General features: G+C 42.9%; 21 protein-coding genes. 12 read left to right on the top strand and 9 right to left on the bottom strand.

Annotated features, from left to right (window positions below):
• Window positions 1-634 precede the first annotated feature (634 nt).
• From JKG64_RS19795 to JKG64_RS19775, 5 genes are all read left to right on the top strand, one after another.
• Entirely contained in the window at window positions 635-1,219 is a 585-nt protein-coding gene (locus JKG64_RS19795; RefSeq protein WP_210356003.1) for an RNA polymerase sigma factor, read from the top strand.
• A gap of 60 nt (window positions 1,220-1,279) precedes the next feature.
• The gene (locus JKG64_RS19790; RefSeq protein WP_210356002.1) at window positions 1,280-2,476 is read left to right on the top strand and encodes a FecR family protein; all 1,197 of its coding nucleotides are present in this window, start codon (window positions 1,280-1,282) and stop codon (window positions 2,474-2,476) included.
• Window positions 2,477-2,694: 218 nt separating this feature from the next.
• Window positions 2,695-6,009 (top strand): TonB-dependent receptor, encoded by a 3,315-nt coding sequence (locus tag JKG64_RS19785; protein ID WP_246512700.1) that lies wholly within the window; start codon window positions 2,695-2,697, stop codon window positions 6,007-6,009.
• Window positions 6,010-6,015: 6 nt separating this feature from the next.
• The gene (locus JKG64_RS19780; RefSeq protein ID WP_210356000.1) at window positions 6,016-7,689 is read left to right on the top strand and encodes a RagB/SusD family nutrient uptake outer membrane protein; all 1,674 of its coding nucleotides are present in this window, start codon (window positions 6,016-6,018) and stop codon (window positions 7,687-7,689) included.
• Window positions 7,690-7,796: 107 nt separating this feature from the next.
• Window positions 7,797-8,624, top strand: a complete 828-nt coding sequence (locus tag JKG64_RS19775; protein WP_210355999.1) for an endonuclease/exonuclease/phosphatase family protein — start codon at window positions 7,797-7,799, stop codon at window positions 8,622-8,624.
• A 759-nt stretch (window positions 8,625-9,383) separates the two neighbouring features.
• On the opposite strand, the gene JKG64_RS19770 is transcribed toward JKG64_RS19775, so the two are convergent.
• Window positions 9,384-9,938, bottom strand: coding sequence for a hypothetical protein (locus JKG64_RS19770; RefSeq protein WP_210355998.1), 555 nt, complete (start codon window positions 9,936-9,938; stop codon window positions 9,384-9,386).
• Between the two features lie 842 nt (window positions 9,939-10,780).
• Here JKG64_RS19770 and JKG64_RS19765 point away from each other — a divergent pair.
• The 3 genes from JKG64_RS19765 to JKG64_RS19755 are packed head-to-tail and all read left to right on the top strand — an operon-like array spanning window position 10,781 to window position 16,645.
• Window positions 10,781-12,151, top strand: coding sequence for a TlpA family protein disulfide reductase (locus JKG64_RS19765; protein ID WP_210355997.1), 1,371 nt, complete (start codon window positions 10,781-10,783; stop codon window positions 12,149-12,151).
• Window positions 12,152-12,178: 27 nt separating this feature from the next.
• Window positions 12,179-15,247 (top strand): SusC/RagA family TonB-linked outer membrane protein, encoded by a 3,069-nt coding sequence (locus tag JKG64_RS19760; RefSeq protein WP_210355996.1) that lies wholly within the window; start codon window positions 12,179-12,181, stop codon window positions 15,245-15,247.
• Between the two features lie 21 nt (window positions 15,248-15,268).
• Window positions 15,269-16,645 carry a RagB/SusD family nutrient uptake outer membrane protein gene (locus JKG64_RS19755; RefSeq protein ID WP_210355995.1) on the top strand — a complete coding sequence of 459 codons (1,377 nt, stop codon included), beginning with the start codon at window positions 15,269-15,271 and terminating at the stop codon, window positions 16,643-16,645.
• 71 nt (window positions 16,646-16,716) lie between these two features.
• On the opposite strand, the gene JKG64_RS19750 is transcribed toward JKG64_RS19755, so the two are convergent.
• The 3 genes from JKG64_RS19750 to JKG64_RS19740 form a co-directional block, all read right to left on the bottom strand.
• Window positions 16,717-17,064, bottom strand: a complete 348-nt coding sequence (locus tag JKG64_RS19750) for a hypothetical protein (protein ID WP_210355994.1) — start codon at window positions 17,062-17,064, stop codon at window positions 16,717-16,719.
• A gap of 267 nt (window positions 17,065-17,331) precedes the next feature.
• Complete coding sequence (locus JKG64_RS19745; protein ID WP_210355993.1) at window positions 17,332-18,324, bottom strand: helix-turn-helix transcriptional regulator; 993 nt, start codon at window positions 18,322-18,324, stop codon at window positions 17,332-17,334.
• 86 nt (window positions 18,325-18,410) lie between these two features.
• A complete protein-coding gene (locus JKG64_RS19740) occupies window positions 18,411-18,794 on the bottom strand; it encodes a hypothetical protein (RefSeq protein ID WP_210355992.1) in 384 nt (127 codons plus the stop codon).
• Window positions 18,795-19,046: 252 nt separating this feature from the next.
• Between JKG64_RS19740 and JKG64_RS19735 the strand changes: the two genes are divergently transcribed.
• Both JKG64_RS19735 and JKG64_RS19730 read left to right on the top strand, forming a co-directional pair.
• On the top strand, window positions 19,047-19,991 hold the full coding sequence (locus JKG64_RS19735) for a hypothetical protein (RefSeq protein WP_210355991.1): 945 nt from the start codon (window positions 19,047-19,049) through the stop codon (window positions 19,989-19,991).
• Between the two features lie 82 nt (window positions 19,992-20,073).
• Window positions 20,074-20,583, top strand: a complete 510-nt coding sequence (locus tag JKG64_RS19730) for a MerR family transcriptional regulator (protein WP_210355990.1) — start codon at window positions 20,074-20,076, stop codon at window positions 20,581-20,583.
• Window positions 20,584-21,217: 634 nt separating this feature from the next.
• Here the strand turns inward: JKG64_RS19730 and JKG64_RS19725 are convergent.
• The 5 genes from JKG64_RS19725 to JKG64_RS19705 all read right to left on the bottom strand — a co-directional run bounded on the left by JKG64_RS19725 (window position 21,218) and on the right by JKG64_RS19705 (window position 23,109).
• Complete coding sequence (locus tag JKG64_RS19725) at window positions 21,218-21,382, bottom strand: hypothetical protein (protein ID WP_210355989.1); 165 nt, start codon at window positions 21,380-21,382, stop codon at window positions 21,218-21,220.
• Window positions 21,369-21,596, bottom strand: a complete 228-nt coding sequence (locus JKG64_RS19720) for a hypothetical protein (protein WP_210355988.1) — start codon at window positions 21,594-21,596, stop codon at window positions 21,369-21,371. The genes JKG64_RS19725 and JKG64_RS19720 overlap by 14 nt, the downstream gene beginning before the upstream one ends.
• Window positions 21,597-21,698: 102 nt before the next feature.
• On the bottom strand, window positions 21,699-22,139 hold the full coding sequence (locus tag JKG64_RS19715; RefSeq protein ID WP_210355987.1) for a DUF5675 family protein: 441 nt from the start codon (window positions 22,137-22,139) through the stop codon (window positions 21,699-21,701).
• Window positions 22,140-22,143: 4 nt separating this feature from the next.
• Window positions 22,144-22,779, bottom strand: a complete 636-nt coding sequence (locus JKG64_RS19710) for a fibronectin type III domain-containing protein (protein ID WP_210355986.1) — start codon at window positions 22,777-22,779, stop codon at window positions 22,144-22,146.
• A gap of 105 nt (window positions 22,780-22,884) precedes the next feature.
• A complete protein-coding gene (locus JKG64_RS19705; RefSeq protein WP_210355985.1) occupies window positions 22,885-23,109 on the bottom strand; it encodes a hypothetical protein in 225 nt (74 codons plus the stop codon).
• 358 nt (window positions 23,110-23,467) lie between these two features.
• On the opposite strand from JKG64_RS19705, the gene JKG64_RS19700 reads away from it, so the two are divergent.
• Both JKG64_RS19700 and JKG64_RS19695 read left to right on the top strand, forming a co-directional pair.
• Window positions 23,468-23,647, top strand: coding sequence for a hypothetical protein (locus tag JKG64_RS19700; RefSeq protein ID WP_210355984.1), 180 nt, complete (start codon window positions 23,468-23,470; stop codon window positions 23,645-23,647).
• Window positions 23,648-23,722: 75 nt separating this feature from the next.
• Window positions 23,723-24,238, top strand: a complete 516-nt coding sequence (locus JKG64_RS19695; RefSeq protein ID WP_210355983.1) for a winged helix-turn-helix domain-containing protein — start codon at window positions 23,723-23,725, stop codon at window positions 24,236-24,238.

The raw sequence follows: 24,238 nt of genomic DNA, 5'->3' as shown, positions 1-24,238 counted from the left end.
CACCCACTTGGTTATATTATAACACACATAGAAATACGTTGTTTTAGTGTATTTGTGCTGTTTTATAGGTTTTTAGGTTTATTTTGTTTTGGATAATTATTATTGCTTATATCTATTGTCTTTCTTGGTTGTTCATGGATTGACTCCTTTTTGTGCGTAGCATTTAGCTCTAGAATCTTAAATTACAGCTCATAAGTTGTATGCTTAGCTTCCTCAAAGAAATATTCAAAAAGAACCAATGGCTCTACGCCGATAGCTGCTACGATTCCGTAAACTTCGTCTGCATATATTTCGTCCAATCTCCCAAGTTTTAATATCCTGCTAAATCTGGTTTTTTCTATGTCTGCCGAAGCGTAAAATGTTTTTTGTGAGTTTAGAGATTGAATAAGAAATAGAATTAATGGAGCTGTGGAACCAGTTGAAGATGTAATTGTTATTTAGCTCCTTAGAGAGATACTGCTCATGAATACCCATGGGATAGCAATTCTAATTAGAATTTTTTAGATTTGTATCTAGCTAGATAGAGGAAGACTATCGTCTTAGTAAAAACCTTAATATAAACTTAACCTCATTAAGCCACTAATAAACAGAATATAGTGTTAATTTTACTAAATTATGAGGAGTATTTTCCAGCATGCAAGGACACGAAAGTAGACACCTTTATAAGGCTATATCCGAAGGAGATGAAGGAGCTTTTGCTACATTTTACAGCATACACTTTGATCGTCTAGCTACAGCTGTTTTGTGTCTTTTAAAAAATAAGGCACAGGCAGAGGAGGTGCTCCAGGATGTTTTTTGCACAGTATGGAACCGTCGCATTGAGATCTGTTCGGTTCTGAATATGGAGGCATATTTGTTTGTCCTGGCTCGTAATGCTGCATTGAACAGGATTAAAGTTGATGTTCGTCGTAAAAAACTAGAGCAGGATTTTTTTGCTGAAAATAACCCCAATTTTGATTTCATAGATACAACTTCAGATCAGCAGCAGTTCGACAAGCTTTTAGATGAAGCAATAGCGCAATTACCTCATCAGCAAAAGCGCGCATTCGTACTGAGCAGATTTGAACGCAAAAAATATTTGGAAATTGCTACAGATATGGAGATATCACGCGAAACGGTCAAAAAGTACCTACAGTTAGCCTCTATTTCTGTAAAAAACTATTTATTGAGGCGTAAAGATTCTGTTATAAGTATCTTTTTAGCTTTTTTTATTTTTTAATACCCCCTTTTTCTCTCTGCTGTTGTCTAGTGTATATAGAACATTATGTTGTTATAGTATATGCAAAGCGATAGACAGCACTTTTCAGATCTTATTAGAAAGTACATTAATGGGCAATTGTCCGCAGATGATACGACTGTATTCGATCGATTTTTAAATAGTATTCCAGAAGAAGAGCAAAGGGAGCTTTTTCACCATGTATGGCAGGAAGTGTTGTCCGAAGGCAAAGAAACTGTGCAGACTTTCACAGACATGGAAAAGAAGCGCATTCTTAATAAAGTTTTACGAAGAGATAGCCCCGCTAAAATCTCATACCCAAGCGGTAAAAGCGTACGTCGGGAGGTTTTAGTTCGCTATATGGTTGCGGCTGTGTTGCTCATTACAGTAGGTGTTGGCTTATTTCTCTATACCGATCGTATTGACTCCCCTGCAGAATCTTTAGCCGTTAATACCCCAGCTCAGGATGTGGAGCCAGGTACTGATAGGGCTATTCTCGTTACAGAAAGTGGCGAAGAGGTGGCATTAGATAGTAAACAGGTCGGTGTTATAAAATCGTCAGAGTCTTTTAGTATTGTCCGTTTAGAATCAGGAGAGATTCAGTATCAGAGTACGGGACAGGTGCAGTCGTCTCAAAGGCATACCGTTAGGACACCGCGCGGAGGTCAGATTAACTTTTTGTTGCCCGATGGTAGCAAAGTATGGTTGAATACGTCTTCTTCCCTTACATTTTCATCAAATATGATGTCAGCAGATAGAGTCGTTGATATGACAGGCGAAGTTTATTTTGAAGTAGTCAAGCGACAGGGACAGCGGTTTTTAGTCAATGGACACTTTGGGCAGATTGATGTGTTAGGGACCAAGTTTAATGTCAATGCCTATGATAGGTCGTCTAGTACTACAGCACTTGTAGAAGGCTCCATTCGATTAGAATCCAGTACAGCTCAAGTACGAATGCATCCACATCAGCTGGCCAAAGTTGGGACTGATGGCCGTATTGTTACTACTAGGGTAGACAATATCAACAACCACATCTTGTGGAAAGACGGATTTTTCTATTTTAATCGTGCAGACGCCTATAGCGTTGCCGCTCAGCTTGCCCGTTGGTATGATATTGAAGTGGTTGTGCAGAGTGCAAATCCTTATCAAGAGTTTACGGGTACCATATCCCGTAAAATCAAACTATCTCAGATGATAGAGATGTTGGATTACCTGGGGATAAAAAGTAAATACCTGAATAATAAATTAATCATTTTATAAAAAACAAAGCCTATGAGATAGATGGAAGATTTTAGAAAAAATGACTAAGAATATAAAAATTCAAGGAGTGCTGTAACACTCCCTGAGACTTGTTTTCTTTTGTCCACGTGAATTGTACAGATCAATTATTTAATGAACTAAAGTAAGTTAAAAGTATGTATTTTAATTTGAAAGTTTACGGCGGGAGCCAAGATAAACTTTTTCGATTTTTAAGAATCATGAAATTTGTAATAGTCTTGTTCTTATTGACACTTACCACCGTAAGTGCAGAGACTTATGCCCAGCGAATCTCTTTACGGGAGTCTAAGATTAAGCTCACCACTTTGTTGACAAAGATTGAGCGGCAGATTCCTTTTCGTTTTGTTTACAATAATGCAGAGCTTGGCAATGTATATGTAGAAGGTATCAATCTTCAGTCTGTAGAGTTAAAGCCAGGCTTGGATAGAGTGCTTAATCAAAATGGACTGGAGTATACCATTATGGACGATCATATCCTGGTCCGCCGTGGAGGGCATCAGGCACGGAGCCTTTCTCTGGTTCATCAGCAGACCACTGTACGTGGTACTGTCACCGATCAATCTGGGGCTCCCATACAGGGGGTATCGGTTTCTGTTAGAGAACGGGCTGGAAGTCACATTACGCAGCAGGATGGCGGATTTAGTATCACTATTGATCAGTCTGATGCGATCCTGATTTTTAAACATATCTCTTATGTGACCAAACAGGTCAATTGGAATGGTCAGCCTGAACTCAACATTGTCCTTGCTGAGGGTACCGATGATATCGATGAGGTCGTGGTTGTAGGGTATGGTACCCAGCGTAAAGCCAATCTTACAGGGGCGGTATCCATGGTGTCGGGCGAGGCCTTTGAGAACAGGCCGCTGGCTAATGTTGGACAAGGGCTTCAAGGCCAGATGCCTGGGCTTACAGTACGGAGCACAGCCAATACTGCGCCAGGCAATCGGGCACCACAGTTCCGTATACGTGGAGTAGGCACTTGGGGAGATGCCAATCCACTTATCGTTATTGATGGTATCCCAGGAGGTAATCTAAATATTATTAATCCTGATGATATAGAGAGCATTTCAGTCTTGAAAGACGCTGCATCTTCATCAATATATGGTGTCCGTGGGGCTAACGGTGTGATTATGGTGACTACGAAAAAGGGTAAGTCTGGACAGACTAATGTTAGCTTAAATAGCTATTTCGGTTATCAAACACCTACAGCGTTACCTAAGTTTTTGGGATCCGCTGATTATATGACCCTTCAGAATGAGGCCAATATCAATGCAGGTACCAACCCAACCTACACACCCGAGCAGATAGAGATCGCCCGTAACGGGAGCGATCCAAATTATTTTGCCAATACGAATTGGGTTGACGAAGTTTATAGAAAGAGTGCACCGCAGCAGAGCCACAATTTAAGTTTAAACGGAGGGTCAGACAAGACACAGTATTATGCTTCCTACGGTTATCTTAATGAAGGAGGGCTAGTCGTTGGAGACAATTTTAAATCGGGCCGTCACAATGCGCGTCTCCGGTTGAACACAGAGATTTTGGACCGGTTGAAGATTGATGGTAATTTAGGCTATGTAGACCGCTCATACGATGGTAGCGCTTCTGGTACAGGAGCTTTAACTGCTGCGCTCAGTATTCGGCCATTGGTACCGGTTCGTTTTACCAATGGGAGCTGGGGCTACCACGGGGGGCAGAGCAATCCAGTCGCTATTGCTACCGACGGGGGGACTAATACGTTTACCTCTCAGGAGATTACAGCAAACATGAGTGCTACGATCAACCTATTTGAGGGATTGGATCTGAAAGGACAGTATGGCTTGGTAAAGTACAACTCCAAGCGTACGACATTGTTAAAGACCATCAACTATTATAGTCCAGATGATGACAAGTTGATCTACCAGACCAATAATCCTAACAAAGTATCAATGGATCATTATTCGGGTACCTATCAGACCTTTATCGCAACAGCCAACTACACAAAGACACTAGCAGAAAAGCATAACATTAAGGCCCTTTTAGGATACTCCTTAGAAGAGACTGTTGGAGCAGATTTTGGTGCATCACGCACGCATCTGCCTGTAGACCTTCCATCTCTAGCTATAGGAACAGAAAATCAGTTGAATAGTAGCAGTAGTAGCCAGAATGCCTTGATGTCATTCTTTGGACGGGTCAACTATGATTTTCAGAACAAATACCTTTTAGAGGGTAACTTCCGCCGGGATGGATCTTCCCGATTCCATCCTAGTGTACGTTGGAATTGGTTCGGATCATTTTCTGCCGGATGGGTATTTTCCGAAGAAGCTTTCTTTGAAGAGCTTCGCAGTGTATGGGATTTTGGTAAGTTAAGGTTCTCTTACGGGACACAGGGTAATGACAAGGTAGGGCGCGATCATCCTTATATGTCTACACTGGCCTCTTCACAGGTCAATTCGAATAATCCTATCGGAAATATCGGGGTTGTCGGTTTCCGCCCTAGCTTTATTCCGAATGAAATGGTTTCGTGGGAATCTTCAGAAAAAACTAATATTGGTTTAGATTTAGCCTTCTTTAATAGGCGCTTGAATCTTACGGCAGATTATTTTATCAATAATACGAATGATCTGTTATTATATCCACCCCTTCCAGATGTCATTGGTGTAGGCAGCGGTTACCCTGCTCAAAACTCTGGAGCTATGCAGAATAAAGGGTGGGAGATAGTTGCCGGTTGGCAGGACAAAATAGGTGAAGTCGGCTACCGTGCCACCTTCAATTTGTCTGATGTGCGCAATAAGATTACAAGTTTGGATAACTATGCAGTCAACTTGGGAGACAAAGTACGGTTGGTTGGTCAGCCTCTTGATGCTTTTTATGGATTTAAAGCCGACCGTATTGCACAGGCGAGTGATTTTGATTTGGTCAATGGCCAATATGTACCTAAGTTTCCTTTTCAAAAAGGCGATTTAGTCGCTCCAGGTGATTTGATCTATGTGCCTACTGATCCCAATGCTAAAGAGATCACCGTAAAAGATGATAGACATGTATTGGGTAGTGATATTCCCAGATATACCTATGGTTTCCGTGGAGATCTTAATTATAAAAATATTGATTTTAGCTTCTTCTTACAGGGGGTCGGCAAAGCCGATGGTTACCTTGCCGGGAATGCCAGACATCCATTCATCAATAACAGTGCAATGCCTCAAGAGATACACTTAGACCGTTGGACACCAGATAATAAGGATGCTTCGTACCCGCGGTTAGTGTATATGCGTACCCACAATACCCGATTATCATCCAAATGGATAGAAGACGCGTCTTATCTACGGCTCAAAAATGTTCAGGTCGGTTATACTTTTTCACCTAAATGGACCGAAAAAGCACGTATTAGCAAGTTACGTATCTACGCGTCGGCGGACAACCTATTTACCAAAACAGATTTCTTCTACGGTTACGACCCGGAAGTACCTTCCGGCAACGATGGAGCTTACTATCCTCAGGTCAAGACTTTTGTGTTTGGTGTCAACTTAAATTTAAGATAGATAATAATGAAAATTCAATATAAAAAATATACTAGGCTAGCTTGTGTTTTGTTGCTCAGTGTAGGGGTGTTTTCATCCTGTAGTGATTTTTTAGATCGGGTTCCACAGGACGAGATTGTAGATGAGACCTATTGGAAGACGCAAGAACATCTGGAGATGGCGGTTACGGCGATCTACTCCCGTGTCAAGGCTAAGAACCTTGTTGATATGGAGAACCTGGCTGAGAATACGATGTGGCCTACCACCAATCAGTATAAAGATATAGGTTCGGGTGTTTTCCCCGTGACACAGCCTACGGTAAATAGTGAGTGGGCCAATATGTATCGGGATGTACGCGAGTGCAATGCCTTTCTAGAAAATTATAGTGGGGCTACTGAAAATGAGACCGGAGCCAAAGAACGGTTAGCTGGCGAGGTGCGCGTTATCCGAGCTTTGGCCTACAGTTTTCTGACCTCTTTTTATGGTGATATTCCATTGATTACGAAAACTCTTAACCCAGAGGATCCTGAGCTCTATGGCCCTAGAGATCCTCAGAGCACGGTAGTGGATTTCCTGTTGAAAGAACTAGACGAAGCGGCATCAGTACTGCCCGTCAAGATCCCTACAGACAAGGATCTCGGCCGCGTGAGCAGAGGTACCGCTCTGGCGCTCAAATCCCGTATTGCTTTGACCTATGGCCGTTTTGAGGAGGCTGAAGCAGCCGCGAAGGCAGTTATGGATCTGGGCGTATATCAGCTCTATAATAATGGTAACCCGAAGACAGCATACTGGGAGTTGTTTACCCGTGCCGGCAAGCTCGCGACCGGACGCAATAAAGAGACCATCTTTGCCCGTATGCATCTCGAAGATATCATCATGCACAATCTGAGCCGTGAGATACAGGTTCCTGATCAGTTCGCACGGTTTGTACCTACCCGATCGCTGGTAGAATCCTATTTATGTGCGGATGGACTTCCTATTGATAAGTCACCGCTATATAGCGATGCGTCTTATGCCGATGTATTTAAAAACCGTGATCCCCGTATGACACAGACTATATTGACACCAGGAGATACTTGGGGAGGTCGATACGATGGAAGACCTATAGCCCAGAATCCCGATCCCACTATATTTCAGGTGCCAAAATTTAGTCAGGACGGACGTGGCTCCGTGACTACCACAGGATACTATTATAAGAAATATGTAGAGCCTTCTGCCGTACCGAATTATAACCGTGATGACAATGATATCCATCATATCCGCTATGCGGAGGTGTTGCTCAACTATGCCGAGTCCCGGTTTGAGCAGGGGAAGCTGACTCAGGGAGATCTAGATATATCAATCAATCTCCTTCGTGATAGAGTCGGTATGAAGCGTATGGACCTTGCATTTTTGGCACAGCACGGTATGGACGTGCGTACAGAGATACAGCGAGAGCGCCGTGTCGAACTAGTATTAGAAGGGCATCGTTACTTTGATGTAAGACGTTGGAAACAAGGTGATATTCTGGCACGTGATATACAGGGAGTCAAGGCTTCGTGGTTTCCACAGTTGAGCGCCGGTACTTTTCGCAAAAGCGAAGATGGTTATTTGCTTGTGCAATGGAATCGGGCATTCGAATCTCCAAAAAATTACCTATGGCCTGTGCCACAGACACAGTGGGAGAAAAATCCTAATTTGGGACAAAATGTCGGATGGTAAATAGGAGCGTATAGCTTCAGGTACTAAAAGGACTATAGTAAGATATAGTTCTTTTAGTATCATTTAAGTAGTTTTTTCCTCTTTCTAGTCAACTGTTAGTAATAGTTATGATAAGATACAAAAAAATTAATTTCGCTGTTTTACAGCTCGTAGGTTTGGTGTTCCTGAGTATGTTTCTTACTTCCTCAGTAAGTATTGGCACAAAAGAAATAAAAAGCGATACACTCACCATGATGACCTACAATAGTCATCACGGAGCTCCTGCTCACTCTACGGAAATAAGCCTAAGAAATATTGCAGATGTAGTATTAAAAAGTAGAGCCAGTATAGTGGCTATACAAGAGTTGGATCGTTTTACAGGGCGTTCGGGCAATGTTGATCAGATTGCCGAGTTGGAGAAACTCTTACATATGAAAGCCTATTTTTCTAAATCTATCGACCACGATGGAGGAGAGTATGGTGTTGCTTTGTTTAGTAAGTACCCTCTGGTATCGACACAAAGAGTTAATCTCCCTATGGCTGTAGCTGGAGAACAGCGTAGTATAGCTTTGGCCCAGATCAGATTGCCCAATGGCAAAGAGTTTTACTTTGGATCTACCCACCTAGATCTGAATGTGCCCAATAGAACAGCTCAGGTGCAGGCTATCAGAGAGTTGGAAAATAAATTGGGCGCAGCACTGATAATCGGTGGGGACTTTAATGCGACACCGACCAGTGAGGAAATGCTTCTTTTGCAGGAATCCTTTAGTCTCTCTTGTCCTCTTGGTGGATGCGGTTTTACTATTCCAGTAAAAACTCCGAAGCGTGCTATTGACTTTTTTGCTTTTAATTCTCTTTTTAAAGATCTATTTCAGTTCAAAGGATCACATGTTATGGTTGGTGAGGAGGCTTCAGATCATCTGCCGCATGTCGCTAATTTTTTGATTTTAGATTAATAAGAGCAGAGATTTTATTCTTTTTTAAAAAAGTATAATTTAAGACATCCTCATCTCGAGGACGTCATAATTGGCTTGGTAGCCCTTGCGTCAGCAGGGGCTTATTTATATAGTCGCTATTCCAGCACCTCCTCAACCAAGCTATCCATTCTAGAAAAGGCAAACCATTTCTTGCCCAGGTCTTTCAGTGAAGTCTCAATTACTTTACCGTCATTTTCCAGGGCAGTACCTTTACACCGCTACGTATCAGGCTTTCTTCACCACCATAGATCAAATGAGGTATTACGATTTGATGCTCGACCAATTCAGCGAAATGCTTTAAGTTTTTAAATAAAGGTGCGCTTATTGTTTGAGTGGATTTTATCTCATACACTTCAAATCCAAATCTCCTCAGCTAATATTCTTGTAATCCTTTCTACATAATTAACTTCCATTGTTTAAGTTAGATACAATATTAAACTTTGGAATATCTGGATTTTAATTTTGGATTATCTGGTGTTAAACTATTTTCTCTTCCGTAGGTAATTCTTGACCCATTATCGAAGTCTAATCGGGGGCGGCCTTTATAATTCCCCCTTATTTTTTATCTCCTTTTGGTTTTCTTCTGGAGGTGGCTATTATTTGTCGAGACATCTACAAACTATATGTTCGTTTTCCCGTTTTCTATTTCTTCTCTTCCGCAGGAGATACCTGACCTATTATTGGACGTTTGTCGTATAATTGGTTAAAGAGAATGGTATTTCTGTTTCAATTTAGAACTCAAGACAATTTATATTTTTTAGGGGAAATATTATCATCTCTTTGCAACCAACCTTTCTTCACTGCGCTATTCAATGTATTTGTTGCAGTATCATATGTAAATGAGTAGTTTTTCTTACAATAATCTATGACCCCTTGTTCATCCACCCAATTTTCAAAAAGCTTTGTGTTTGGTATTAATCTATGTTCAAGTAGTTCCATCAAGCCAGAACGCTCTTCTAGTATCCCGTGAGCAACACTCTTTATTGATATATGGTATTTAATAATTCTTTGCATAAGAGCTTTCCAACTAGGGAGCTTCTTAAGGGAATAGAACTCTTGCAGAGTATACCCGTAGAAGAGTATAAGTTCATTGATGACCTCTATCCCAACATTTTCTCCATTCTCTGCCCCTTTTAATGTATTTGTACTCATTGACAGTACACTAGAAATTTCTTCAGGTCGCTTGGCTAACAAATTTCTTAACCCTTTCAGCCTTTCTCCTATCTGTTTGTTTTGAAGTATGGCCAAGGTCTTCAGTGAAGATGTTTTTGTGGAATCTGAATTATTTTTCATCAATATTTTGATTATAATTAATTATCAATTATATTTGTCTAACAATCAGTTCGCTGATTGAGTCTCGTCTAGTGAAACCAGCAATTTTAAAAGACGCGAGACCTTTAGGAGCATATTCCCTATTTTGTATATCTTTGTACAATCTATGGGATAGGCTTCTACTGGAACCCGTGTCGGCCCTTGCTGGTGCCAACTAGGCGGGGGAAGGTAGAAGCCTATCCTTTTTTATTAGCTCTATTTTTCCTCAGCGAGACTCTTAAATGTGTAACCAAATTTTATAAACTATGACGACACAAGAGTCTTTCACCAACACTAGTGTACAGCAAGCGACCCTAGGTCGAGACTGCTACCCAGCGCTACGCGTACTGATAAAGAACAAGCTTTGCCCACCCGGATAATGCTTCAAAACATTAAAAACCAAAGAAGGGGGGACATAGATCACAGTCTATAAACTAATACGTATTAAGGGCCTGAATGGTCAATAATCAGTACTTCTCTTTTGGTTTTTCCGACTTGCTTATGGACTGTTTCCACACAAGGCAGGCTTGTTTTCCACAATTATGGACTTCGCAATCTAAAAGTAGGAAAATATAAATGCACTTGCAAGGATACGAATCAAATAAATATAGATTTTCTATAAGAAACGAGTCGGTTTTTATTCATGCGCAGATGAGGCGTCACCAATTATTAGACCCTTATGAGATAACCCAATAATCCTCGTCTGCCTTTCAATATTATTTTATTGCGGTAAAACCGTAAAGCTGAGAATTCGTAAAATCACTACGTCAAATTTACCTATTTGCTCTTTTACGGTTTTGCCTCAAATCTAAATCTTTAAAAAAATGAACAATTTTTTAAGGGGTGGGAGAGGACTGTCTGTTGGGCAGGGGGATGTCTGCTCGATAAAACAAAATAGATTGCGTCACTACGTTTGCAATGACGTGTCGTATGTTATAATATTATTCTGTGAGTTGTTTAGTGGTCTTTTGGTTTCTCCTGCTTGGGCGCAGGAGGCCAAAGGCCTTAAGCCTAATGCTTTGCAGATAGGAGATGCCATGCCAGACGAATTGTGGCACATGCCCTTACAGGTAGTCAATCATCCAGAGGGAAAAGAATATATCAAACTCATTGACTATAGTGATAAGGAGTTAATCATCTTAGATTTTTGGGCTACTTGGTGCGGTAGCTGCATCAAGAATTTTCCGAATCTCTATGACCATAAAGTGGGCCATGCGAAAGATATCAATGTTCTTCTTGTAAACGCCGCCTCTACACGAGATACCCCCGAAAAAGTGGGCAAGTTGCTCAAAGAAAACAGAAATCGCTATAACTTTACTTCAGTAGTAAAGGATACGATTCTAGATAAGTTGTTTCCGCATCGCACGGTACCACATTATGTCTGGATAATGCATAATAGACTTGTCGCTGTAACCGAAGGTGAAGATATCACAGATGCTAACATCGCACGCGCCATACAGGGACAGCCCATATTGTCATCTTATGTAAAGCCTCTAGATTATTGCCGAGATCAACCGCTATTTGAGAAGGGAAATGGCGGTAGCGCGGCTGCCTATCTATATAGGTCTGTAATTACCCCCTTTACTGCGGGGCTGGTGCGCACGCGTTTTGTACAGAAGCAGATCAACAAAGCAGTTTCGCGCATTACATTCACCAATACACCACTATTTAACCTGTACCACTATGCTTATACATCAGAAGAGCAGAGTATTCCTACTAAGGTTGTATTGGATGTCGTGAATCGCGAACGGTTTTCGACTGATAGTGTTTCGAAGACCTGGCTGGCAGATAATAGTTTCGTCTACGAAGTGCAATTTCCTGAAAGAAGTATGGCAGAGGCTAGATGTGTCATGCAAGCTGATCTCAAACGTTTTTTTGGCTATACAGTCACGGTGAAAGAGCAGGAATACCCTTGTTGGATCATCCGCGATATCGACGCTAAATCACCTATTTCCCTAGAGTTGCCTCCTGATGAGCATACCTATACATTGCCTCAGCTGGCCTCCTGGTTAGAGCAGACATCAGGACTTTTTGTCTTTGACGAAACAGGATGGGGGACTGGGCGTCAACTGGAATTTGGAAATAAGGGATTTGATATTGATCATATCAAACAGCGATTGAAGAATGTGGGGCTACAGGTGATAGAAAAACAACAACTGATAAGGGTAGTCACTATTTCTGAAGCGACGAATTGAAAACCAATAAACATAAATTAAATAAAGATGCGACATTTATTAAAATTGCTATTTATTCTATTCCCATTGTGGGCATCAGCACAGCAGATCGTTGGATCTGTTGCTGATCAGGAAGGCATACCATTAATGAGGATAACCGTAAAAAATATCAGTACGGGTCAGATGTCCATTACCGATGATCGTGGACGGTTCCTAATAAAAGGTGTGCACCGATCTGCCATACTACGATTTACTGGGACAGGATATGAAGCTCAGGAAGTTCTAGTAAACGAATTGCGCGATATCAGGGTAGTCCTGAAAAAGGCTGTTAGCGTGCTTGACGAAGTGCAGGTGATCGGTTATGGTACGACTACACAACGTTACAATGTAGGTTCTGTAACTACGGTGCGGGCGGAGGATATTGCCGACCAGCCGATTTCAAATCCATTGGCAGCGCTACAGGGGAGAGTTCCTGGTCTTGTTGTTGCAAATACGAGTGGTTTACCCGGAGCAGCATTCACAGTACAGGTGAGGGGACAGAATAGTTTGCGCGCTAATATTCAGGAACAGGGCGTGCCGTTGGATAATCCTTTGTTTATAATAGATGGTGTGCCATTTGCTCCACAAAATAATAACCTTAATTTGTTCAGATCAATTGCTACCCAAGGGATAGGTTCAGGCAATACGAATAGTGGAGGTATAAGTCCATTCAACGGCATAAATCCTGCTGATATCGAAAGTATAGAAGTCTTGCGAGATGCTGATGCTACAGCGATCTATGGTGCGAGAGGGGGGAATGGTGTAATTCTGATCACGACCAAACGTGGTGGAAATGAGGAAGGAAAGACATCCTTTGTTATGGATGCAGTATCTGGAGTTAGTGTGATCGGTAAGACCATGCGTATGATGAATACCAAAGAATATCTGGCAATGCGGAGTGAAGCCTTGGAAAATGAAAACCTAAGTCCTAATCTAACTATTTTGGATGAAGGCTATGCACCGGACCTATTGCTGTTTGATCAGAACAGGTATACCGATTGGAAAGATTATTTTATGGGAAATACAGCTCACAATACCATTGTTAATATGTCGCTGTCGGGTGGAGCTAGAACCACCAATTTTCGCATAGGAGCAGGGTTCAATAGAAATACGTTCATTTTTCCGGGGGACTATTCGGACAATAGGGGAAGTCTTTCATGGAATCTAAACCACAGTTCGATAGATCAAAAATTTCATGTCAACATGTCTGCTCTGTACGCATATAATAAGAATAATTCGTCTGGTACCCCAGATCTGTTATCGGCATATCGATTGCCACCAAATTTTCCCGAGTTCATCGATGCAGAGGGTAAGCTGTTATGGGAATATAAGGGCGTTCCATTTGGTGTCGGGTCTACGGACAATCCGCTGTCCTATCTTCGCAATCAATACAGCATCAGTAATACGACGCTAAATAGTAATCTAATGATGAGCTATGAGATTTTAAAGGGCTTGGTTTTTAAGACCAGTTTAGGGTATAACAGTGTAGATGGTAAAGAATATAAGGGAGTGCCGCGTGCTGCCAAAAATCCTGTGTTCGGAACTACCGCTACGGCGAGTTTCGGGACGAATGAATGGGAGACCTGGATTGTGGAACCACAATTGACCTACTATACCGCTATCGGAAAGAGCAATTTAGATTTCTTAGCCGGTGCAACATTGCAGAGACAACGCAACGGTAGGGTCGAGATGTCGGGATCGGGCTATAGTAATGACGATCTGATCGAGTCTATTTCGGCCGCTGCCGTTAGAAATGTGACCGATGGGTCTAGTCAGTACAGTTATGCGGCTGCATTCGGAAGGATGAACTATCGCTGGGGCAATAAGTATATTGCAAATGTCAGTATCCGTCGGGATGGATCCAGTCGGTTTGGCCCCGGAAAGCAGTATGGTACCTTTGGAGCGCTTGGAGTAGGCTGGCTGCTTACAGAAGAGAGATTCCTGAAGGATATGTTGTCGTTTTTGAGTTTCGGGAAATTGAGAGGGAGCTATGGTGTGACAGGATCGGATGCCATAGGGGATTATTTATATCTGCCGAGATGGGCGAGTTCTACCTACCCCTATGATGGAGAGACTGGCTACCTCCCGCAAAACCTGTATAATCCAAAGTTACACTGGGCAACAACAAAAAAAATGGAAGTGGGATTAGACCTAGCTTTTTTACAGGATAGGATATTGATGAATACCTCTTATTACAATAACCGTTCGGGCAATCAGCTTATCACTTATTCTATACCTGCAATTGCAGGATTTAATACGGTGCCGCAGAATTGGAATGCTACAGTGGAGAATAAGGGGTTAGAGGTTGCAATTACATCCAAGAATATTGAGACTGGAGGTCTGAAATGGACGACTTCGTTCAACATAACCTTCCCTAAGAATAAATTGGTCAGCTTTCCGGGGATAGAATCCTCCAGTTACAATACCAGATATGTGGTAGGCAAGTCGGTCAATACCGTTTTAGGATTTGACTATGTGGGTGTCAACTCGACGAGTGGTTTGTTTGAGTTTAGAAAGGAGGATGGGGCAGTCAGTTCTGCTCCTGAAATGCCTTCGTACGGTCGGCTGAATGATTATGTAGCATTTGGAAGTCTTGATCCTAAGTATTACGGAGGGTTGCTCAATTCGATTAGATACAAAAAAATATCTTTAGATGTACATTTTGATTTTCGGAAGCAGATAGGGGCAAATTATCTACAGCAGGTCTATGCATCGATGCCAGGTATGGCATTTAATGTACCCGCATCCATGGTGGATCGCTGGCGGCAACCCGGAGATGTCTCCGATTTTCAACGCCTTTCTACGGCCTATGGTGAGGTGTTTGATACCAGTAGATTCTTTAAAAACTCCTCTGGCACATACGGAGATGCTTCGTATATCAAGTGTCGACATATCGCAATCGGATACGATGTTGGCGGAGTAACACAAAAGTTGAAAATCCGGGGACTAAGGTTGTATGTTGCTGCGCAAAACTTATTCACGATAAGTAATTATGCCGGCAATGACCCGGAGACACAGATGCTCTACGGTGTGCCTGTTCTCAGGACGGTAACTGGGGGTATACAACTGTCATTGTAATTTATTAAAACTATATTATGTATGGGACCAAATTTTAAAAATAGATGGAAAGCTGTTTTGGGTGTATTCTTCTTGCTCCATGTAGGCTGTAGTCGATTGCTCGATATTGACCTACCCAAAAATGAAATTACAGATAATAACGTATTTACCGATAGTGTAAATGCAAGTGCAGCGATATCCGGAGTATATGTTGCGATGATGCAGGCGTATTCATTGGACTTTTGCTCTGGAGGCATGACTGCCTTTCCGGGTATGTCGGCCGACGAAATCGGACAGACAGCATCAAACAGTAATGATGAATTTTTCGTGAATACTATTTCCAGTACCAATTCTACAGTGAGCTATCTGTGGACTTCGGCATATAGGTATCTGTATGCTGTGCATGCCTGTATGGAAGGCATAGCGAATAGTGGTACAATAACAGCGGAACAGAAAGCCTCCCTTTTGGCAGAAGCACGTTTTGTTCGGGCTTATATCAATTTCTATCTCGTCAATATCTTCGGTGGCGTACCAATCGTTTTGGGTACGGATTATAAGGTGAACAGTGTATTACCACGATCTTCTGAACAAGAGGTGTATGATCTTATCAAAGAGGATCTGAGTTATTGCAAAGAGGTGTTTTCTAAAAATAAAAAAAATATAAAAAGACCCGGTTATTATGCCACTCTCGCGCTGTTGGCTCGGGTATATCTTTACGAAAAAAACTATGTAGCGGCAGTGGAGTTAACAACCGAGGTCATTGATAAAGGTGGTTTCAACTTGGAATCTACGCCTGAGCGGGTTTTCGAGCAAAATAGCAATGAGACGATCTGGGCATTGATGCCTGTAATTGCTGATAGAGCTACATGGGAAGGTTATTACTTTGTGCCTGCACGAGCTACCACTGTACCACGGTACATTGTGACCGATGGGCTATTGAATTCTTTTGATCTTGACGATAAAAGAAAATTGGCTTGGATTGGTACAAGTACGGTCAGAAATGTCAAATACCATTTTCCAAACAAATACCGGCAATACACACCTGCTGCCCAAAAGGAGTGGTATGTTATGTTGAGGCTTGCTGAACAGTATCTAATCCGGGCGGAGTCTAAAACGCACCTTTCTAATTTTGATGAAGCTAGAAGTGATATCAATTATATAAGACAACGAGCAGGGATACCTTATTTTCATAGTGTAGATGATAAAGATATCGTATTAAGAGAGATTGAAGCGCAGCGAAAACTGGAACTTATGTGCGAATGGGGGCATCGTTGGTTGGATCTGAAAAGAACAGGTCGTGCTGACGCGGTGTTATCGGCAATAAAATCTAAATGGAATTCTTGGGATGTATGGTACCCTATTCCTCAGGATGAAATAACAAACAATCCAAAGATGGAGCAGAATCTCAATTATAGGTAGGGGGAAAGAAAAAGTCTTCAAAGTCGATGCGTAGACTTTGAAGACTTTTAACCGTTAAGTATAACGGATGATTAGTTTTTGTAATAGGCAACTTCTGCTGGTGTTTGAGCTCCGTTGAGCATACGTACACCACCTACTACTACAGTCTGAGACTCTAAGAATCCCGACACGCATTGTTTTGCTGTGCCGTTGCAACCTGTTCCTGCGGGAGGAATAGGATTGGAGTTGATGTATGAAGCGTTGCTCGGAGAGACAGCATCTGTATCTGTGTAGGCTCCATCAATCTGAAACCAATGTAACTCTTCCGGTTCAGATGTTTTTAATTTGTTGTAATCCATTGCTTTTACAACGAAAAATACTCCCAAAACTAATGTTAATACTCCTATGGCACGTAGCCAATTTCTTTTTAACTTTTCCATATTATTAATTTTAATAACAGCCGATCTCCCTCATTATTCTATTGGGGGCGGAGTGATCACTGGTACCCCACTTTTTGTAGCTGTCGCTTTTTCTTTATACACCTGGGCACAGCCTGCACGGTGTACCCTTTTGGTGAGCTTCCCCTTCTCATTGACACCTGGTGTCGCCGATCCGCTGTACTTGCGTTTTGATAAATCAAAGATAGGGGGAGGTATTGGTTTTCTTTTTGTCCGATCCTTGATAGTCTATAGGCAAATCCTTGAAAGCTATCTATTTTGGTATTCTTTTGGCGTCATACCGGTCTTCCGCTTGAAAAACCTGTAAAAGCCCGATAGCTCGGCAAAGCCACATTTCTCACTTACATTGCGTATGCTTTGGCGCTCATCGAGCATGTTTTTGACCCTGATCAAGACCATTTCATTGATGTACTGCAAAGGGGTGGTGTCCGTTTCACCTTTAAATACAATATGCAGGTAGTTTACAGATATGGCTAGCTTATCCGCGATGCGCTCCAGGTGGCATTTGATGCCATACTCTTCGACGTAGCCTGCGATCAATATTTTGGCCGCATTGGCTATTCTTGCTCTATGCGTCGTCCCATCCCGATCTTCATTTATTTTTTTGAGAGCCAGTTTGACGAGTTCTTTCATCGTATGGATGATAAATACCTGAGAGTCCAGGTCGCTCCTTTTGAGGTTTGCAAAGAGTAGCTCGATGGTATATTCTGTCACAGGGCCTATCCAAAAATCATTCGTTGTTCGCGGTACGACGGCTGCTGTACGCTGCGCATCCAGTAGATCTTTTAAAAAATCAAAAGACTCATCGGCGCCTCCATCGAATATGCCAATGTCAAAATAGAAACATAAGAACTGATACTTGCCGGCAGTAAGATGTAGGTAATATTCGGTTGGAGGTAGGTATTGGTACAGAGCCCGTCTATCCTTAAATGCTGTTATCCTCTTGCCATATTGATCGCACAGGTGCATCCTGCCTTTTACGCGTAGCGAGTAGAGCCCATAGATATCGCGCTGCCGTATTTCTAGGGGTATGGTGATATCGCTGTCGATTAGGATCTCGTAGTATTGGATATACCCCAAAAATCCCTTGAACTCCTGCTCGATGCAGCTTCGCCCCGGCCGGCTTCGGTAGGTGATCTCACTATCATTTATTCGCATTGTGGGAGCGAGCTTGCCGACCTGATGGGGAGCCAGTGCTGGCCCAAATTCAAGTACCGTTTTAAAAAAAGCACTTTTTCGCATAATACTGGTTTTCTATCTCCCTATCAAATAAGTCTGGGATACCGGATTTCGGTACAGTATCCCGGTGAGGAGCTGACCGTTTTGGTTTATAGCGGATATCTGTAGCGTATCCGTATCATCACGGGCTCTGTCGATAATAGGTTTTGTGGTGCAGGGGCATCATCTATGCCGAACACTTCGAGGATCTTTTTGTCGGGTAGACCGTCCTCATCTTTGGTCTCCTTGTCAAAGGCGACTTTGCCCCCTGCCTCCCAAATGCGGGCTATAGCGGCACCGAGTTTATCCTTCAGGTCTGTAGGCATGATGGATAGCTGCGCCTGCTGGTGGGGATGTAGCGCAAATAGCTGATCCAGGGCAGCATGTAGATCGGCCCGTATCAGATTGCATCGTGTCTGTCGTGCGGGAGGAGGCAGTGCGAGTGTCTCGTTCTGGATGTAATCCACCCCTGCATTGTCAAATTTTTGCTTCATAAAATAGTGTATTGTTGATTTACGAATTTCGGGCTTAATACAAGATGATACAATGCTCGATGTTGTCATGGGGTTTATTGTCAAGGTTATCTATACAATAATCTGAGGCTTTTTGGATTAATGTTGGCCTATTAAGACAATAATCTTGTAACAGATGCAGGTGTTGACATTTATTTATTGTAATATTTTTCAAAAAGAGTTGCTTATTGTTGGGGTATTGGTTATGTTTATTAATTAACCAATCCAATAAACATGAAGTTATACTCCTATTGGCCTTATTTTGTTTTCATTTTTGGCGTACCGTTTTTATACAATCGGGTAGCCTTGGATGGTACCTGGATGCGAGGTGGTATCAGTTTTTATTTCCTGATCCTCTATCTTCTTACGCTTGTTTTGGTGCTGGTCACCGCATACTGGTTATCTTTTCTGGTCTATCGGCGGCGCGATCGTCCTATAGCTGCCCGTGCGCTTTTTGTCGATTGGTTGTATTATACGCTGGGCATACTGGCCGGACTAACGGTACTCGTCCTCTTTACAGCGGTGTGGTACTGGCAGGAGGCGCGGTTTGCAGAGATTATGTGGGCGCATATGCGCTGGCGTTTTTCGGTGTATGTGCTTGCGTCTGCGGCATTGACGGTATGGCTGGTCCGCTTTCCTACTTACAACTGGTATGCACTGACCGCGCGTCGGCCAGCCCCTCAAGTGCCGTCAGAGGATACGGTCAGGGTTACGCTCTTTTCCTTTTACGATCGCATGCTCGACCAGCTTGGTCCTGTTTTCTCTGCAGCGGGCTTTTTCCGATTTTTTGATATCGTCTATATCCAGACGATGTCCAAGCGGGCTATTGTGTGGCTGGTGGATGGTACACGGGTCGAGTGTCGTGACGCGATGAAGCTGTTGGACGAGTTGGGACTGAGACAGTGGATGCTACGGACCAACCAACAGCATCAGGTCAATATGATGCATGCCTACTACCCGGATGTGCGCGATGGAGATCGCCTGGTATTGCAGCCCAGGACGGTGGAGCGTTTGCTCCGTGGCGGCGTATTGAAGGCCGATATCGCAAAGGCCTGTGCACTGGGAGCCCGTATCGGCCACGCCAATGTGGATGCATTTATGAAAAATAGAGCTGACCTCGTGTACGAAGTATGGGATACCTTCGTAACGATCAAGATGAAAGACAGTCCCGCACAATAAAACAGACAGACTGGGATAGGTGCTTTGTTATCCGAGCTACCGATCCTGATTTCGGCAGTGGGTCACAAACCACTACCCAACTATGAAAAACAAGGATTTTAAGGCTGCACAAGAGGGGGCATGGGCTTGCCGTGCCGATGGGGCAGCACATAATTATAGAGAACTTATCCTAGGTCGGATCGATGATCTGTTCGACCTTATGCAGGCGTTTCATACGTCTCAGTCGGAGTACCTAGAGCGGGTGCTGACCGTTCTGGAACAGGCGTTACCAAGGCTGTGTGCACAGCAATCGATCAAGGATGCAACATCTGTAGCTGATCTGGGAGAAGATTTAACAGAAAAATTGCCCGTTTCGGGCCGGCGGAAGACAATACATATCAGCGATCTGGTACTGGCCGAGGGCGACTGGCTCATGACCACCCAGGAAGCACTGGATGTGCTAAATTTCTCGCGCGGTACGCTGGTGTCGCATCGCGAGCAGGGCTTGGTCACCGAAGTGCGGATAGGAAAAGAAGGAGGTGGTGTACGTTTTATCTCCAGCGAGGTGATGCGACTGCGGGAGTTATATTCGGTGCCGAAGGGGAAGGTGTAGTTTTTAGGTTATCAAAGTTATCCAGTGATCGAGTTAACTAGTTATGAGGTTAGAGAGTTGTCAGTATATAATATTGTATATTACTAATATAAACTTTTGTATACTGGTAATGTAAACTACTTCATTTTTTTATGGGTTAAGCTTTGAAATATCTGAAGTCGATGGGTAGTGACAAGTGTTGAGTGACGACTTGCTATATAGTATCGTAAGAAATATTTGCTGTTTATGTAACCGCGATTAACTTAATCACCATTAAGTTAATTGCAGTTACATAAGTACATTACTTCCTTTGTTGATTAAAAAACTCTTTAGATTGACAGATTGTGTTCGATTTAGGTAGAATGGTTGAGTAATATTAGTGCATGTTGTCATCTGTATTGTTTTAGATATAACTATAACTATGTTCAAATATTGCAAAAGTTATAGTTACGATTATAGCTTTTCGAGTTTTTACTTGAAGTTGTAGGCATAGCGGGTTGACTACACAAAATCGAAGGAGTTTGTGATGAGTAGCTAGTTGTGAGTATTGGGTATTGAGTAGCAGGTGTTCAAAAAAATACGCCTGAAGGGATGTACTTCAGGCGTTCTTAGTTTTAAGGAAATTGTTAGCCGGTATGCTGACTGTAATGTGCGTTTACTTCTTGTCGGGGCGGCTGAGCAATACGCTGATCGCATAGGAGACCAGGCTACCGATAGCGGCCATGAGTACGGTCTGGAATAAATCTCCCCAGCTGACCGAAGCCCATACCGAACAGAGTGTACCACCTAGTGTACCGATCTGTGGGTTACTTGCTTTCATGCTGTTGTTGTTCACGTTCTCTGGTGTCTGTGTCCTCCCGAAGTGAATTAGGGCCAGACTCTCCTTTACTTTTGTCCTCAGGTAATACCGATTCGATGATACCTAATCCCAGGGCAACGTACTTGATGATATTCATTGCCTTGCCCGGCAGTTTGATCGGCGCCATTAGAACGATCTGTACCGCTTTGCTTATTTTCTTGATGATTTCGTGCATTTGATTTTAAGTTATGGTGGTTAAGAAAGTTATGATGGTTATAAAGGTTTGTGAACAACCGGAGCTATAACCTTGTAACTATATAACATTGTAACCTCCTTTTTAACCATTGATAATTATCGTTGCTTCTCCACGCATTACCGCCTCGATCAGGATCGGATATAGCATTTTGTATGCTTTGGCCGATTGTTGCAGTATATAGTCCTTGTCATCGTATACAAAGCTTTTGCCCACCAGCAGGCAACCTGCAGTATGCGAAAAGTTATTGCCTACATGGATGTATACATAGCTGTAATCGGGTATATGCATGATCTCTATCATACCGCGGTGCATGTTTGGGTAGGCTTTTTTGTAGCGGGAGTTCATACCGCCGTAGTTATTGACCCCTAGTCTGTACCGTCCGGCAGGTATCGCCGTGCTACCCTTTATCTTGCGGTCGCGGACCGAGTCCTCTAATCCGTAGCATACGAAGCTGCCGTCGAGATAGATTTCAGACAGGGTACTATTTTTCCCCTGCCTGATACGTTTTACCGTCAGTAGCATCTGTCTACCTGACGATCATCGATACCGGATCCGACCAGTCGCCCGTACCTATCTTATTGCGGCCCCGTACACGTACATAATAGCGTGTGGCAGGTGTCAGCGGAGCAATAACCGTATTGTTGCTAGATGGTGTTAGATGTGTATCCCCCCAGATAATCCGCTCTGAGGTGCTGTCCATCTCGCCGACCTGTATTTCATATTCGTAGGCATTGTGTATGCGGTCAAAATCGACCCGCATTTGCCCAACCAGGCGACCGTCTCTAAGTATGATCCGGTCTGTGGTGCCCGGTTCCTGCTGTGCCGTATGCTGTTTGTTGAATATGAGACCCGTGCTGCTGAGCGCTACCGTATTGCCCTGAGCTTCTATATTGACCATATGCGCCAGATGTGTCAACATACCCTGAAGCTTCGATTTCGCCGCCTTCTTGAGCTCTTTCTCATGTGTGGAGCCTCCATTGATGGCTACTTCATGTTTGATGCGGTAGTCTTCGGCCGCAGCGAGTAGCTCTGCCGCGGTGGGTTTGATATCTGTACTGAAAAGGGTGTTGCCCTCCATAAATCCAGCAATCTTGCCCGCTAGAATAGCCAGCTCGCTGTCCTTTACTCCTGTATAATCTGTTTTTACTTTATCTCTTCTCATGATTTAATTAGTTGTTATGTAGTTATTCCCGACTATGTCGGGACTTCGTTGCACTACGCAAGTGAACGAGTTATCTAGTTAAGAAAGTTATAACTCTTGGCTTCGTTACTCATCCCCTTTATCTCTGCCTATGCCGAATTGTCGGCGATTTTCGGGATTATCACTCTTTCCCATTACTCCAAAGTGGGGGGCGCTCTGATCTGTTCCCTTATTCTGTTCATACCCCAAAACTGGGCTGAATGTCAAAGGCAATCGATTTTTTGTACAAGATTGGGCAAAATTGAACAGGCACTGTACAGGTGTTGTACAAGCATAGGATATACCCTTCACTTTTTTTAGAAGGATCTCGAATTTGAATGTCCTTTTGCGCCAGCCGATCAATCAAGTGGTCTGGATGATCAATCAGATGGCTCGGGAGTATAATCCAGTGAACTGTATGATGGATCAACAGAGGTAGTCGATCAATCGAATGACTCGGAAGTATAGCCAAGTGGACTGTATGATGGATCAAAAGAGGTAAATGATCAATCAAATGGCTTGGGGGAACAATCAAGAGGACTGGATGATGAATCAAATAAGGTAGCCGATCAATCAAATGGCTCGGGAGTACAATCAACTGAACCAGGTGATGATTTAAGTGAAGCAGATGATTGATCAAATGAACCATGCGACCCATCATCTACTTTAAATGAATGATCGAATGGGCTTTATGATCAATCAACTGAGAGAGATGATTGATCAATTGGAGCAAGTGATGAATAGAATGAGCCGGGCGATACATCAACAGCCATCAGAGATCAATCAAACAGAGCGTTTGAATAAGCAAACGGTGCAGTGGAGGAATCAGTTTGCTGGAGCCATCCCATAACTCATCGCTGGGTTCTTTTTAAATTTGTCTTTTTAATTTAGAACGAGTACTTTTGTTGCTCAACACTATTAGCCAATGTTGGATTCATTGATTACGTCTAAGACGAGATTAAAACTATTGATTAAATTTTTTGTGTCGGCGAGCAATCGCGGGTACCTGCGTGGTATTGCGGAGGAGTTTAATGAATCAACCAATGCTATTCGCAAGGAACTGAACCAGTTGACCGATGCCGGTTATTTGATCCGGGAAGATGGAGAGCAGAAGGTGTATTATCGCGCGAATGCGGAACATGCTCTTTTTGGTTCGCTTCAGGGACTGATCCATCACTTCTTGGGTATAGATCAGGTCATCGAACAGGTGTTGGAGCGTGCTGGCGATGTGGAGCAGGTTGTGCTCTTTGGAGATTATGCTGTAGGAGTCAATTCTGGGCATATCGAAGTATTGGTGACAGGAAAAAATATCGATTCGGCATATTTATTGCAGGCTGCAGGGAAGGCTGAGAAGTTATTGAACAAAAAGGTGAGTCTGTATTTGGAGGTGCCTGAACAGTTAAAAACAAAGATCATTCTATATCAAAAAGATAGCTTATAA

It is taken from the genome of Sphingobacterium tabacisoli, from assembly GCF_017908035.1.
Classification (GTDB): Bacteria; Bacteroidota; Bacteroidia; order Sphingobacteriales; family Sphingobacteriaceae; genus Sphingobacterium; species Sphingobacterium tabacisoli.
Note: the sequence above shows the minus strand (reverse complement) of the source record. Positions and strands in the feature narration are given on the sequence as shown.